General features: G+C 62.3%; 12 protein-coding genes. 10 read left to right on the forward strand and 2 right to left on the reverse strand.

Annotated features, from left to right (window positions below):
• Positions 1–40: 40 nt before the first annotated feature.
• The 3 genes from H621_RS0121910 to H621_RS0121920 all read left to right on the forward strand — a co-directional run bounded on the left by H621_RS0121910 (position 41) and on the right by H621_RS0121920 (position 3,464).
• Positions 41–1,396 carry a nucleobase:cation symporter-2 family protein gene (locus tag H621_RS0121910; protein ID WP_028945421.1) on the forward strand — a complete coding sequence of 452 codons (1,356 nt, stop codon included), beginning with the start codon at positions 41–43 and terminating at the stop codon, positions 1,394–1,396.
• A gap of 133 nt (positions 1,397–1,529) precedes the next feature.
• On the forward strand, positions 1,530–2,315 hold the full coding sequence (locus H621_RS0121915; RefSeq protein ID WP_028945422.1) for an outer membrane protein OmpK: 786 nt from the start codon (positions 1,530–1,532) through the stop codon (positions 2,313–2,315).
• A 360-nt stretch (positions 2,316–2,675) separates the two neighbouring features.
• Positions 2,676–3,464 carry an outer membrane protein OmpK gene (locus H621_RS0121920; protein WP_028945423.1) on the forward strand — a complete coding sequence of 263 codons (789 nt, stop codon included), beginning with the start codon at positions 2,676–2,678 and terminating at the stop codon, positions 3,462–3,464.
• A 65-nt stretch (positions 3,465–3,529) separates the two neighbouring features.
• Here H621_RS0121920 and H621_RS0121925 read toward each other — a convergent pair whose 3' ends face one another.
• Complete coding sequence (locus tag H621_RS0121925; protein WP_028945424.1) at positions 3,530–4,438, reverse strand: DUF808 domain-containing protein; 909 nt, start codon at positions 4,436–4,438, stop codon at positions 3,530–3,532.
• 146 nt (positions 4,439–4,584) lie between these two features.
• Between H621_RS0121925 and H621_RS0121930 the strand changes: the two genes are divergently transcribed.
• Positions 4,585–5,193 (forward strand): TetR/AcrR family transcriptional regulator, encoded by a 609-nt coding sequence (locus tag H621_RS0121930; RefSeq protein WP_028945425.1) that lies wholly within the window; start codon positions 4,585–4,587, stop codon positions 5,191–5,193.
• Positions 5,194–5,325: 132 nt separating this feature from the next.
• Here H621_RS0121930 and H621_RS0121935 read toward each other — a convergent pair whose 3' ends face one another.
• The gene (locus H621_RS0121935; RefSeq protein ID WP_028945426.1) at positions 5,326–5,766 is read right to left on the reverse strand and encodes a GlcG/HbpS family heme-binding protein; all 441 of its coding nucleotides are present in this window, start codon (positions 5,764–5,766) and stop codon (positions 5,326–5,328) included.
• A gap of 256 nt (positions 5,767–6,022) precedes the next feature.
• Between H621_RS0121935 and gcl the strand changes: the two genes are divergently transcribed.
• The 6 genes from gcl to H621_RS0121965 all read left to right on the forward strand — a co-directional run bounded on the left by gcl (position 6,023) and on the right by H621_RS0121965 (position 13,482).
• On the forward strand, positions 6,023–7,798 hold the full coding sequence (gene gcl / locus H621_RS0121940) for a glyoxylate carboligase (protein ID WP_028945427.1): 1,776 nt from the start codon (positions 6,023–6,025) through the stop codon (positions 7,796–7,798).
• A gap of 57 nt (positions 7,799–7,855) precedes the next feature.
• Positions 7,856–8,638: a hydroxypyruvate isomerase gene (gene hyi, locus H621_RS0121945; protein WP_028945428.1), complete on the forward strand. Its 783-nt coding sequence runs from the start codon at positions 7,856–7,858 to the stop codon at positions 8,636–8,638.
• Between the two features lie 115 nt (positions 8,639–8,753).
• Positions 8,754–9,647 (forward strand): 2-hydroxy-3-oxopropionate reductase, encoded by an 894-nt coding sequence (locus tag H621_RS0121950; protein ID WP_028945429.1) that lies wholly within the window; start codon positions 8,754–8,756, stop codon positions 9,645–9,647.
• A 113-nt stretch (positions 9,648–9,760) separates the two neighbouring features.
• Complete coding sequence (locus H621_RS0121955) at positions 9,761–11,041, forward strand: glycerate kinase type-2 family protein (protein ID WP_028945430.1); 1,281 nt, start codon at positions 9,761–9,763, stop codon at positions 11,039–11,041.
• Positions 11,031–12,446, forward strand: a complete 1,416-nt coding sequence (pyk, locus tag H621_RS0121960) for a pyruvate kinase (RefSeq protein WP_028945431.1) — start codon at positions 11,031–11,033, stop codon at positions 12,444–12,446. Before H621_RS0121955 ends, pyk begins: the two co-directional genes overlap by 11 nt.
• A gap of 148 nt (positions 12,447–12,594) precedes the next feature.
• Positions 12,595–13,482 carry an urea transporter gene (locus H621_RS0121965; protein ID WP_028945432.1) on the forward strand — a complete coding sequence of 296 codons (888 nt, stop codon included), beginning with the start codon at positions 12,595–12,597 and terminating at the stop codon, positions 13,480–13,482.
• The last annotated feature ends 24 nt before the right edge of the window (positions 13,483–13,506 follow it).

A 13,506-nucleotide genomic window follows, 5' to 3' on the forward strand; every position in this document is an offset into this window, starting at 1 on the left:
CTTGCAGCGCTAAAGAATAAAAACAAAACCGAGGTGTTGCATGTCCGAGTCACGCAAGGCGTACATCCCCGTTGCGCCCCCACGACAGCCACTGCCAATGCTCCAACTGTTCCTGGTGGGTCTACAACATGTCTTGCTGATGTACGGAGGCGCGATCGCCGTGCCACTGATCATTGGCCAGGCCGCCGGCCTTTCTCGTGAAGAAGTCGCTTTCCTGATCAATGCCGACCTGCTGGTCGCTGGTGTCGCCACCATCGTCCAGTCGTTCGGCATTGGTGCTGTTGGCATCCGCATGCCAGTCATGATGGGTGCAAGCTTTGCTGCTGTCGGCAGCATGGTGGCCATGGCCGGGATGCCCGGTGTCGGCCTGCAAGGTATCTTTGGTGCGACCATCGCCGCCGGTTTCTTCGGCATGCTGATCGCCCCGTTCATGTCCAAGGTGGTGCGGTTCTTCCCACCGCTGGTGACCGGCACGGTCATCACCTCGATCGGCCTGTCGCTGTTCCCGGTTGCCGTCAACTGGGCCGGTGGCGGTGCCGAAGCCGAAACCTTCGGCTCCCCTGTCTACCTGACCGTCGCAGCCCTGGTGCTGGCCACCATCCTGCTGGTCAATCGTTTCATGCGTGGCTTCTGGGTCAATGTCTCGGTGCTGATCGGCATGGGCCTGGGCTACATCCTTGCCGGCTCCATCGGCATGGTCGACCTGTCCGGCCTGGACGACGCGCCGTGGGTGCAAGTGGTGACCCCGCTGCACTTCGGCATGCCGACCTTCAGCCTGGCGCCGATCCTGTCGATGTGCCTGGTGGTGGTCATCATCTTCGTCGAGTCCACCGGCATGTTCCTCGCCCTGGGCAAGGTCACCGACCGTGAAGTCACCCCGGGCATGCTGCGCCGCGGCCTGATGTGCGACGCCGGCGCCTCCTTCGTGGCCGGCTTCTTCAACACCTTCACCCACTCCTCGTTCGCCCAGAACATCGGCCTGGTGCAAATGACCGGCGTGCGTTGCCGCTATGTAACCGTGGTGGCCGGTGGTTTCCTGATCCTGCTCAGCCTGCTGCCCAAGGCCGCCTTCCTGATCGCCTCGATCCCCCCTGCAGTCTTGGGCGGCGCCTCGATCGCGATGTTCGGCATGGTCGCGGCCACCGGTATCAAGATCCTCCAGGAAGCCGACATCGCCGACCGTCGCAACCAGTTGCTGGTAGCCGTCAGCGTCGGCATGGGCCTGATCCCGGTGGTCCGTCCCGAGTTCTTCTCGCAGATGCCCCAGTGGATGGAACCGATCACCCACAGCGGTATTGCCATGGCCACGGTCAGCGCCCTGATCCTCAACCTGTTGTTCAACATCCTGGGCGGCGCCGAGCGCGCAGCGCACAACGAAGCCGCCCACCAGCACTGAGCCTTTGGGCGGCGCATGCCGCCCGGTTTCACCCGAGCAATACGCAGGACCGTCGACCCGTAGGAGCGGGTCGGCCGGGGCGCCTCGCGCCGAAAAACCCAAAACCAACAATAACAATGCCGGGAATCACAACATGAAAGGCATCACCACTTCCCTTCTGCTGGGCAGCAGTCTGCTGGCCGCTTTGCCAGCCACCGCAGGGGACTTGCTGCTCTGGCACACCAACAGCCTGACCTATCTCTACGGCAAGGACTTCCAGGTCAACCCTGCGATCCAGCAGACGGTGACCTTCGAACACGCCAACAAGTGGAAATACGGCGATACCTTCTTCTTCGTCGACAAGATCTTCTACAACGGCGGCACCGACCGTAACAAAGGCAACAACACCTATTACGGCGAGTTCAGCCCACGCCTGTCGTTCGGCAAGATCTTCGAGCGAAAATTCGAATTCGGCCCCATCAAGGACGTACTGATCGCCATGACCTACGAGTCTGGCGAGGGCGACAACGAGGCCTACCTGATCGGCCCCGGCTTTGACCTGGCGATTCCCGGTTTCAACTACTTCACCCTCAACATCATGCAGCGCAACACCGAGGGAAGCCGCCCGGGTGATGGCGTCTGGCAGATTACCCCGACCTTCTCCTTCACCGTTCCAGTGGGCAAATCCGACGTGCTCATCGACGGCTACATGGACTGGGTGGTCGATAACGACGAAAGCCGCCGCGGCACCTACCACGCCAACCTGCAGTTCAACCCACAGGTCAAATACGACCTGGGCAAGGCCCTGAACCTGGGCGCCAAGCAGTTATACGTGGGTGTTGAGTACAGCTACTGGAAAGACAAATACGGCATCGAGAACAGCGGACGACTCGATACCAACCAGAGCGTGACCAGTGCTCTGGTCAAGGTTCATTTCTAAAACCTGACCAAACGCACAGTTTTAGCCGCACCCGCTCCATGACGGAGCACTTGAGGACCCGCGCGCAAGCCAGTAATCTGCGCGCCCCCTCGATAGGGCAGGATGGATTCTGCCCGCGTTTGCTGACCGCTCAGTCAATGAATTCGGGCGGTTGGCAGGCGTGATGCCAACCTGATGTCCCTTTTTCAACTGTTCAGAAAGACGTCGAGCAGGATTGTTGTGCCGTACCCGGAAAGTTGGCGCAGCTCTTGCCAAATAGCTGTGGCCAATCGAAAAAAACTGACTCGAAAGACAAGTAACGAACCCAACGGTGCCGCTCAGAGTACCGACAACAGATTCAATCAAGGGAGCAACACAGCGATGCGCATTACCAATAGCCTGATTCTCGCCGGCGGCCTGCTGGCGGCCAGTACTGCCGCCACCGCCGGTGATCTGCTGCAATGGCAGAACAACAGCCTGACCTATCTGTGGGGCAAGAACTTTGCCGTCAACCCGGAAATCCAGCAGACCGTGACCTTCGAGCACGCCGACGCCTGGAAATACGGTGACAACTTCATCTTCGTCGACAAGATTTTTTATAACGGCGACAAGGACTTCAACAACGGCCCGAACACCTACTACGGCGAGATTCAACCGCGCCTGTCGTTCGGCAAGATTTTCGACCAGAAGCTGGAGTTCGGCCCGATCAAGGACGTGCTGCTGGCCATGACCTACGAATTTGGCGAGGGCGATACCGAGTCCTACCTGATCGGTCCTGGTTTCGACCTGGCAATCCCGGGCTTCGATTACTTCCAGCTGAACTTCTACCAGCGCAACACCGAAGGCAGCCGTGCCGGTGACAACGTTTGGCAGATCACCCCGGTATGGGCATATACCATTCCGGTGGGCAAGTCCGACATCCTCATCGATGGCTTCATGGACTGGGTCGTCGACAACGATGCCACCAGCCGCCGTGGCACCTACCACGCCAACCTGCACTTCAACCCACAGGTCAAATACGACCTGGGCAAGGCGTTGAACTGGGGCGAGAAGCAGCTGTACGTCGGTTTTGAATACGACTACTGGAAGAACAAGTACGGCATCAAGGACAGCGACGCCTTCGATACCGACCAGAACACTGCCAGCTTCCTGGTCAAGGTTCATTTCTGATTGAAATCGCGGGGCAAGCCCGCTCCTACTCCACCGGTAGGAGCGGGCTTGCCCCGCGATCAATCTCAGCCCTTCACAGCCCGCCACACCTTGCCAACAACCGCCACAACCGCCAGCACCGCAGCCCCGGCAACAATCCCCACCCCGCCATTGAGCAGTGCCCCCATCCACGCTCCGCCCCGTCCTGCGCTGAACGCCTCGATGGCGTGATGCAACGGCGCCACGCCGTGTACCAGAATCCCGCCGCCGACCAGGAACATCGCCGCCGTACCGATCACCGACAGGCTCTTCATCATGTACGGTGCCGCGCTCAGGATGCCGTTGCCCAGCCCCTGGGCGGCACGGGAGGCCTTTTGGGTCAGCCACAGGCCCAGGTCATCGAGTTTGACGATGCCCGCCACCAGGCCATACACACCGATGGTCATGACAATCGCAATGCCCGACAGCACGATGATCTGTTGGGGCAGCGGTGCGTCGGCGACCGCGCCCAGGGTGATGGCGATGATTTCTGCAGAGAGGATGAAGTCGGTGCGAATCGCGCCCTTGATCTTGGTCTTTTCCAGGGCGACCAGATCGACCGCTGGATCCGCCACGGCCTCGATCAGCGCCTCCTGCTCGGCCTGGTCTTCAGCCTTGTTGTGCAAGAACTTGTGGGCGAGCTTTTCAAAACCCTCGAAACACAGGAAGGCACCACCGATCATCAGCAGCGGCGTTACCGCCCAGGGGATGAACGCACTGATCAACAGCGCCGCCGGCACCAGGATCAGCTTGTTGACGAACGAGCCCTTGGCCACCGCCCAGACCACCGGGATTTCCCGCTCGGCGCGCACGCCGGTGACCTGCTGGGCATTGAGCGCCAGGTCGTCGCCCAGCACCCCTGCGGTCTTTTTCGCCGCGACCTTGGTCATTACCGAGACATCGTCCAATACCGTGGCGATATCGTCGATCAATACCAGAAGACTGCTTCCTGCCATGTTTGCCTGATTCCAGCGGGTTGAGAGGTGCTCAGCATAGCCCAAAGTCGCCACCTTGAGCCCTTTGCGAGCGCGGTGCTACCATGCGCAACCGCCCTTTCAGGCCCGGTGCCGCCTGCGGCCCGACACGAGGAACAGCGTCAACCATGAGCAGCATTCGCGAGCGCAACAAAGAACTGATCCTGCGCGCGGCCAGCGAGGAGTTTGCCGACAAGGGCTTTGCCGCCACCAAGACCAGCGACATCGCCGCCAAGGCCGGGTTGCCCAAGCCCAACGTCTACTACTACTTCAAATCCAAGGAAAACCTTTACCGCGAGGTCCTGGAAAGCATCATCGAACCGATCATGCAGGCATCCACCCCGTTCAATGCCGACGGTGATGCCAAAGAGGTGTTGAGCGCCTACATCCGCTCCAAGGTACGCATTTCCCGCGACTTGCCCTTCGCTTCCAAGGTATTTGCCAGCGAGATCATGCACGGTGCCCCGCACCTGAGCCCGAGCCAGGTGGAGCAGCTCAACGAACAGGCCCGGCACAACATCGAATGTATCCAGGGCTGGATCGACCGCGGCCAGATCGCCCCGATCGATCCGCACCACCTGATGTTCAGCATCTGGGCAGCGACCCAGACCTACGCTGATTTCGACTGGCAGATTTCGGTGGTCACCGGCAAGGCCAAGCTCGATGACAGCGATTATGAAGCCGCAGCGCAGACCATCATCCGCCTGGTGCTCAAGGGCTGCGAGCCCGACGCCTGATCCCCTGCAGATAACTGTCATCGTTGCCGCTGCCGCCAGGCTGCGATCGACTGCGCAGCAGTCGCCTTGAAACCTCTACGGCCGCTTTGCGGCCGATCGCAGCCTGGCGGCAGCGGCTACGTGCGTTAAGCTTTATGCCGCTACACCGGCATCCGCCGTCAAGCCTGCCTCTTCGATCGCACTGATCGCACACTGCTCGTCGATGTCCGAGGTATCGCCACTGATACCGATCGCCCCCACCACCACGCCCTGCTGATTACGGATCAGCACGCCACCCGGCGCCGGCACCACAGGGCTCTGCCCCAGACCATTGAGCGCGGCGAAGAACGCCGGGCGCTGCTGCGCGTCCAGCGCCAGCAGGCGCGAGCCCTTGCCCAGGGCGATCGCCCCCCAGGCCTTGCCCATCGCCACTTGCGGGCGCAGCAGGCTGGCACCGTCTTCGCGTTGCAGCGCCAGCAGGTGGCCGCCGCTGTCGAGTACGGCCACGGTCAGGGGAGCAGAGTTGATCTTGCGGCCCGCTACCAGCGCGGCGTTCACCAGGCTGACGGCGACTTTCAAGGTCAATGCGTTCATGGAAAGGTCCTCTTGTTGTTAGGAGCCCGAGGGCAGGTGTAAAAATCAATAGAACAAATAGAACACAATGGCGAATTTTTTTGTATACAATATTTTCAACGCGATAACCCAATTCTGACGAAAAGCCTTTTTTGCGGGCTTCCCGACGAAAGCACCCATCGCTGATGAAAATGGATTGACCAGAGTCGCCTGGCGTGAATACACTCTGACGAAAAGCCATTTGTATACAATTACAAAATCAAAGAGGCACAAAACCATGAGCAAAATGAGAGCAATTGATGCAGCCGTTCTGGTGATGCGCCGCGAAGGTGTTGATACCGCGTTTGGTATTCCGGGTGCTGCAATCAACCCGCTGTACTCGGCCCTGAAGAAAGTCGGCGGTATCGATCACGTCCTCGCTCGTCACGTTGAAGGCGCCTCGCACATGGCCGAGGGCTACACCCGCACCAAGGCCGGCAACATCGGCGTGTGCATCGGCACCTCCGGCCCTGCCGGCACTGACATGGTCACCGGCCTGTACAGCGCCTCCGCCGACTCCATCCCGATCCTGTGCATCACCGGCCAAGCGCCGCGTGCCCGCATGCACAAGGAAGATTTCCAGGCCGTCGACATCACCAGCATCGTCAAGCCGGTGACCAAGTGGGCGACCACCGTTCTGGAGCCGGGCCAAGTGCCGTACGCGTTCCAGAAAGCCTTCTACGAAATGCGCTCCGGCCGTCCAGGGCCTGTGCTGATCGACCTGCCGTTCGACGTGCAGATGGCTGAAATCGAATTCGACATCGACGCCTACCAGCCACTGCCTGTACAAAAGCCTGCCGCCAACCGCGTCCAGGTCGAAAAAGCCCTGGCCATGCTCGACACCGCCGAGCGCCCACTGCTGGTGGCCGGTGGCGGCATCATCAACGCCGATGCGTGCGACAAGCTGGTTGAGTTCGCTGAACTGACCGGTATTCCGGTCATCCCGACCCTGATGGGCTGGGGCATCATCCCTGACGATCACCCGCTGATGGTCGGCATGGTCGGCCTGCAGACGTCGCACCGCTACGGCAACGCCACCATGCTCAAGTCCGACGTGGTGCTGGGTATCGGTAACCGTTGGGCCAACCGCCACACCGGTTCCGTCGACGTCTACACCGAAGGTCGTCGCTTCATCCACGTCGACATCGAACCGACCCAGATCGGCCGCGTGTTCACCCCGGACCTGGGTATCGTGTCCGACGCTGGCGCCGCACTGGACGTGTTCCTGGAAGTGGCCCGCGAGTGGAAAGCCGCCGGCAAGCTGAAAGATCGCAGCGCCTGGCTGGAAGACTGCCAGCAGCGCAAATCGAGCCTGCAGCGCAAGACCCATTTCGACAACGTGCCGGTCAAGCCACAGCGCGTTTACCAGGAAATGAACCAGGTATTCGGCAAAGACACCTGCTACGTCAGCACCATCGGTCTGTCGCAGATCGCCGGCGCCCAGTTCCTGCACGTGTACAAGCCTCGCCACTGGATCAACTGCGGCCAGGCCGGCCCACTGGGCTGGACCATCCCTGCAGCCCTGGGCGTGGTCAAGGCCGACCCGACCCGCAAGGTCGTTGCACTGTCGGGCGACTATGACTTCCAGTTCATGATCGAAGAGCTGGCCGTAGGTGCGCAGTTCAACCTGCCGTACGTCCACGTTCTGGTGAACAACTCCTACCTGGGCCTGATCCGTCAGGCACAGCGTGGCTTCGAGATGGACTACTGTGTGCAGCTGGCGTTCGAGAACGTCAACGCACCGGAACTCAACGGTTACGGTGTCGATCACGTCGCCGTGGTCGAAGGCCTGGGCTGCAAGGCCCTGCGCGTGACCGAGCCAGGTGAAATCGCCCCGGCCCTGCTCAAGGCGCAGAAACTGGCTGAAGAGTTCAAGGTACCGGTAGTGGTCGAGGTTATCCTCGAGCGCGTGACCAACATTTCCATGGGCACCGAAATCAACGCGGTCAACGAATTCGAAGACCTGGCCCTGGTCGGCAACGACGCGCCAACCGCGATTTCCATGCTCGACTGATCGCTTGAGCGGCCCTGCTGCGTCATGCACAGGGCCCACTTTTGCAAGGAGACATCCATGCCACGTTTTGCCGCCAACTTGTCCATGCTGTTCACCGAGCAGGACTTCCTCGCCCGTTTCAAGGCTGCCGCCGATGCAGGCTTCAGCGGTGTCGAGTACCTGTTCCCGTACGACTTCAGCTCGGCTGAAATCAAGCAGCAGCTCGATGCCCATGGCCTGACCCAGGTGCTGTTCAACCTGCCGGCCGGTGACTGGGCCAATGGCGATCGCGGTATCGCTTGCGATCCGGCCCGCGTCGAGCAGTTCCGCGCAGGCGTGGACCTGGCCATCGCTTACGCCAAGGTACTGGGCAACACCCAGGTCAACTGCCTGGCCGGTATTCGTCCACAAGGTCCGGACTGCGCCACTGTGCGCAAGACCTTCGTCGACAACCTGAAATTTGCCGCCGACAAACTGGAAGCCGCCGGGATCAAGCTGGTCATGGAAATGATCAACACCCGCGACATTCCGGGCTTCTACCTGAACAACACCAAGCAAGCCCTGGAAATCCAGGCTGAAGTCGGTAGCAGCAACCTGTTCCTGCAGTACGACATCTACCACATGCAAATCATGGAGGGCGACCTGGCCCGCACCATGGAAAGCAACCTGGCCAAGATCAACCACATCCAGCTGGCCGACAACCCGGGCCGCAACGAGCCGGGTACTGGCGAGATCAACTACCGCTTCCTCTTCGAACACCTGGACCGCATCGGCTACCAGGGCTGGTTGGGCTGTGAATACAAGCCGCTGACCACCACCGAAGCTGGCCTTGGCTGGTTGAAATCGCACAACGCAATCTGAGGATTCTGTGGGAGCGGGCTTGCCCCGCGATGTGATAGCGACCGCAGTGGCGCTATCGCGGGACAACCCCGCTCCTACCGGCACCCGCATCCAAAAATTACAAGAGGCTTTTCTCATGGCTAAAATCGGATTTATCGGCACCGGCATCATGGGCCACCCAATGGCGCAGAACCTGCAAAAAGCCGGTCACAGCCTGTTCCTGTCCACCCACCACGATGCCGCCCCGGCCGACCTGATCGCCGCTGGCGCCGTTGCCCTGGCCAACCCGAAAGAAGTGGCCCAGGAAGCTGAATTCATCATCGTCATGGTGCCCGATACCCCACAGGTAGACTCGGTACTGTTCGGCGAGAACGGCGTGGCGCTGGGCGTTGGCCCGAACAAGGTGGTGATCGACATGAGCTCGATCTCCCCTACCGCCACCAAAGCCTTCGCCGAGAAGATCAAGGCCACCGGCGCTACCTACCTGGACGCCCCGGTCTCCGGCGGTGAAGTTGGCGCCAAAGCTGCGACCCTGAGCATCATGGTCGGCGGTTGCCCGAATGCCTTCGAACGCGCTCTGCCGCTGTTCCAGGCCATGGGCAAGAACATCACCCGTGTCGGCGGCAGCGGCGACGGCCAGACTGCCAAGGTTGCCAACCAGATCATCGTTGCCCTGAACATCCAGGCCGTGGCTGAAGCCCTGTTGTTCGCCGCCAAGAACGGCGCCGATCCTGCCAAGGTGCGTGAAGCACTGATGGGCGGCTTCGCCTCCTCCAAGATCCTGGAAGTACACGGCGATCGCATGATCAAAGGCACCTTCGATCCAGGCTTCCGCATCAGCCTGCACCAGAAGGACCTGAACCTGGCCCTGCAAGGCGCCAAGGAACTGAACATCAACCTGCCCAACACCGCCAACGCCCAGCAAGTGTTCAGCACCTGCGCGGCCATCGGTGGCGCCAACTGGGACCACTCCGCGCTGATCAAGGGCCTTGAGCACATGGCCAACTTCTCGATCCGCGAAGAGAAATAAACAACGCTGCACGCTACACGGTTCAACGCGCAACACCGCCCCTGGGTCTGCCTGCACGGAGGCGAACCCAGGGGCGTTTTTGATTTTGAAGAACAATAAGATTGGAGCCTGCCATGTCGGTCGATCCGCAACAATTTCTGCGCGAGCTGTTCGCCACGGCCATCGATGCCGCGCACCCTCGCCAGGTCCTTGAAGCCCACCTGCCCAGCGACCGCAGCGGTCGCGTCATTGTCATCGGCGCCGGCAAGGCCGCAGCGGCTATGGCCGAAGTGGTCGAGCGCAGCTGGAAAGGCCCGGTTTCCGGCCTGGTGGTGACCCGCTACGGTCACGGCGCCAGCTGCTCCAAGATCGAGGTGGTCGAAGCCGCCCACCCGGTGCCCGACGCCGCAGGCCTGGCCGTGGCCAAGCGCGTGCTGGAGATGGTCAGCAACCTCAGCGCCGACGACCGGGTGATCTTCCTGCTGTCTGGCGGTGGCTCTGCCCTGCTGGCCCTGCCAGCCGAAGGCCTGACCCTGGCCGACAAGCAACAGATCAACAAAGCCCTGCTCAAATCCGGCGCCACCATCGGCGAGATGAACTGCGTGCGCAAGCACCTCTCGGCGATCAAGGGCGGCCGCCTGGCCAAGGCCTGCTGGCCGGCCACCGTCTACACCTATGCGATTTCCGACGTACCGGGCGATTTGGCAACCGTGATCGCCTCCGGCCCCACCGTGGCCGACCCGAGCACCTCGGCCGAAGCCCTGGCGATCCTCAAGCGCTACAACATCGAAGCGCCTGCTGCCGTCACCGCCTGGCTGAACAACCCGGCCTCCGAGACGGTCAAGGCCGATGATCCGGCATTGGCGCGCAGCCACTTCCAGTTGATCGCCCGTCCCCAGCAGTCGCTGGAAGCGGCCGCGGTCAAGGCCCGTCAGGCCGGCTTCAGCCCGCTGATCCTGGGTGACCTGGAAGGCGAATCGCGGGAAGTCGCCAAGGTACATGCCGGCATCGCCCGGCAGATCGTGCTGCACGGCCAACCGCTGTCGCCGCCCTGCGTGATCCTTTCCGGTGGCGAAACCACCGTGACCGTGCGCGGCAATGGCCGCGGCGGACGCAACGCCGAGTTCCTCCTGAGCCTGACCGAAAGCCTGAAGGGTTTGCCCGGCGTCTACGCCCTGGCCGGTGACACCGATGGCATCGACGGTTCCGAAGACAACGCCGGCGCCCTGATGACCCCGCACAGCTACGCGCGCGCCGCGGCCCTGGGCCTGTCGGCCAGCGACGAGTTGGACAACAACAACGGCTATGGCTACTTCGCCGCTCTCGATGCCTTGATCGTCACCGAGCCGACGCGGACCAACGTCAACGATTTTCGCGCCATTCTGATCCTCGAGAGTGCCAACCATGACGCCTGACAAAAAAGTCAAAATCCTCGCTACCCTCGGCCCTGCCATCAAGGGCATCGACGACATCCGCCAACTGGTCGAAGCCGGGGTGAACATCTTTCGCCTCAACTTCAGCCACGGCGAACACGAAGACCACGCCCTGCGCTTCCAGTGGATCCGCGAGGTAGAGAGCCAGCTCAACTACCCGCTGGGCATCCTCATGGACCTGCAAGGCCCCAAGCTGCGCGTGGGCCGCTTCGCCGACGGCAAGGTGCAACTGCAGCGCGGCCAGGCGTTGCGCCTGGACCTCGACACCACCCCGGGCACCCTCTCGCGGGTCAACCTGCCGCACCCGGAAATCATCGCGGCGCTTGAGCCAGGCATGGACCTGCTGCTCGATGACGGCAAGCTGCGCCTGCGGGTTACCGCCAAGCACGCCGATGCCATCGAGACCGAAGTGCTCAACGGCGGCGAGCTGTCGGACCGCAAAGGCGTCAACGTGCCCCAGGCCGTTCTGGACCTCAGCCCGCTGACCGCCAAGGACCGCCGCGACCTGACCTTCGGCCTGGAGCTGGGTGTGGACTGGGTGGCGCTGTCGTTCGTGCAGCGCCCGGAAGACATCGTTGAAGCACGTCAGTTGATTGGCGACCGCGCCTACCTGATGGCCAAGATCGAGAAGCCTTCGGCAGTTACCCAACTGCGTGCGATTGCCGAGCTGAGCGATGCGATCATGGTTGCCCGTGGCGACCTGGGCGTGGAAGTGCCGGCCGAAAGCGTGCCGCAGATCCAGAAAAGCATCATCAACACCTGCCGCGAGCTGGGCAAACCGGTGGTCGTCGCCACCCAGATGCTCGAATCGATGCGCTTCTCCCCAGCCCCGACCCGCGCTGAAGTCACCGACGTGGCCAACGCCGTGGCAGAAGGCGCCGATGCGGTGATGCTGTCGGCCGAGACCGCCTCGGGCGACTACCCGCTCGAAGCCGTGCAGATGATGAGCAAGATCATCCGCCAGGTCGAGAACGGCCCGGACTACCAGGCGCAACTGGACGTCGGTCGTCCCAAGGCCGAAGCGACCGTGTCGGACGCCATCAGCTGTGCGATCCGTCGGATCAGCGGCATCCTGCCGGTGGCCGTGCTGGTCAACTACAGTGAATCGGGTGCCTCGACCCTGCGCGCCGCTCGCGAGCGGCCACGGGCGCCGATCCTCAACCTGACCCCCAACCTGTCCACTGCTCGTCGCCTGAGCGTGGCCTGGGGCGTGCATTCGGTAGTCAACGATCGTCTGCGCCAGGTTGATGAAATCTGCTCCACCGCATTGGAAATCGCCCAGGCCCAGGGCATGGCCAGCCGTGGCGACACGCTGTTGATCACTGCCGGTGTGCCTTTTGGCAAGCCAGGATCGACTAACACGCTGCGGATCGAAACACTGATCTGAGGGTAATAACCCATCGCGGGGCAAGCCCGTTCCTACAGGCAATACTGTGGGAGCGGGCTTGCCCCGCGATGATCAGCAAAAAGAATTCATGTGGGAAAACCCGGCCCGACAGAGGCCTCCCCACTCCACATCAACCCAGACTGCCCCCATGTACACCAAGAATTTCGTCAACCCGTGCCCCGACTGGGCCACGGCCTTGCTCAATGGCTTCAGCCAGGTCCTGCTGCAGCGCAGCCCGCTGTGCGGCCTGCTCTGCCTGCTGGCCATCACACTGACCGCCCCCGACCTGGTCGGCGGCGCCTTGCTGGGCGCCCTCGCCGGGCTGCTCACAGCCCAGCGCCGCGGCTACAACCGCACCGATCGCCAGGCCGGCCTGTACAGCTACAACGGCGTACTGCTCGGCCTGTTGCTGAGCTACGCCCTGCCCTGGTCGGCCATCCTGCCGCCGCTGATCATCGCCGCCGGTGGCCTGAGCAGCATGCTCGTACACCAGTGGCTCAAGCGCGCCAGCTCCAACCTGCTGTTGCCGGCCTACACCGCGCCCTTCGTGCTGATCGGCTGGGCGGTGCTGCTGGTCAGCGAACCGGCTACCAGCACTGCAACCCCACTTGAGCACAATGCGCTCTACGCACTGGCGCGCGGCCTGGGCCAGATCTTCCTCCTGGACAACCCGCTGGCCGGCCTGCTGATTGCCATCGGCCTGTTGATCGCCAACCGCTATGCCGCCGCCTGGGCGTTGCTCGGTGCAGCGCTGGGCGGCAGCGTCGCCCTGCTCGGTGGCGAAGCCAGTGCGGCCTACGCCGGCCTCTGCGGTTTCAATGCCGCACTCGCCGCCCTGGCCTTCAGCCAGACCCGCCAGCAACCCTGGCTGCCGTTGCTGGCGATGCTCCTGGCGATCGTCCTGCAACCTGTGGTCGCGCACCTGCCGGTCCCAGGCCTTACCGCACCGTTCATCCTGGCCTGCTGGCTGGTGCTGATCGGCCAGCGCCTGACGCGCCGTCCGCTGGTTCGCCGTGCCGGCCGCTTGCATAGCTGAAGGGCTGCCCCTAGGCTCAGCTCC

It is taken from the genome of Pseudomonas vranovensis DSM 16006 (genome assembly GCF_000425805.1).
Classification (GTDB): domain Bacteria; phylum Pseudomonadota; class Gammaproteobacteria; order Pseudomonadales; family Pseudomonadaceae; genus Aquipseudomonas; species Aquipseudomonas vranovensis.

Excerpts from the sequence above, each read along its gene's own strand:
- gcl (WP_028945427.1), top strand. The coding sequence starts at position 6,023 with ATGAGCAAAATGAGAGCAATTGATGCAGCCGTTCTGGTGATGCGCCGC.
- H621_RS0121925 (WP_028945424.1), bottom strand. The coding sequence starts at position 4,438 with ATGGCAGGAAGCAGTCTTCTGGTATTGATCGACGATATCGCCACGGTA.
- H621_RS0121955 (WP_028945430.1), top strand. The coding sequence starts at position 9,761 with ATGTCGGTCGATCCGCAACAATTTCTGCGCGAGCTGTTCGCCACGGCC.
- pyk (WP_028945431.1), top strand. The coding sequence starts at position 11,031 with ATGACGCCTGACAAAAAAGTCAAAATCCTCGCTACCCTCGGCCCTGCC.
- H621_RS0121965 (WP_028945432.1), top strand. The coding sequence starts at position 12,595 with ATGTACACCAAGAATTTCGTCAACCCGTGCCCCGACTGGGCCACGGCC.
- H621_RS0121935 (WP_028945426.1), bottom strand. The coding sequence starts at position 5,766 with ATGAACGCATTGACCTTGAAAGTCGCCGTCAGCCTGGTGAACGCCGCG.
- H621_RS0121920 (WP_028945423.1), top strand. The coding sequence starts at position 2,676 with ATGCGCATTACCAATAGCCTGATTCTCGCCGGCGGCCTGCTGGCGGCC.
- H621_RS0121950 (WP_028945429.1), top strand. The coding sequence starts at position 8,754 with ATGGCTAAAATCGGATTTATCGGCACCGGCATCATGGGCCACCCAATG.
- hyi (WP_028945428.1), top strand. The coding sequence starts at position 7,856 with ATGCCACGTTTTGCCGCCAACTTGTCCATGCTGTTCACCGAGCAGGAC.
- H621_RS0121910 (WP_028945421.1), top strand. The coding sequence starts at position 41 with ATGTCCGAGTCACGCAAGGCGTACATCCCCGTTGCGCCCCCACGACAG.
- H621_RS0121930 (WP_028945425.1), top strand. The coding sequence starts at position 4,585 with ATGAGCAGCATTCGCGAGCGCAACAAAGAACTGATCCTGCGCGCGGCC.
- H621_RS0121915 (WP_028945422.1), top strand. The coding sequence starts at position 1,530 with ATGAAAGGCATCACCACTTCCCTTCTGCTGGGCAGCAGTCTGCTGGCC.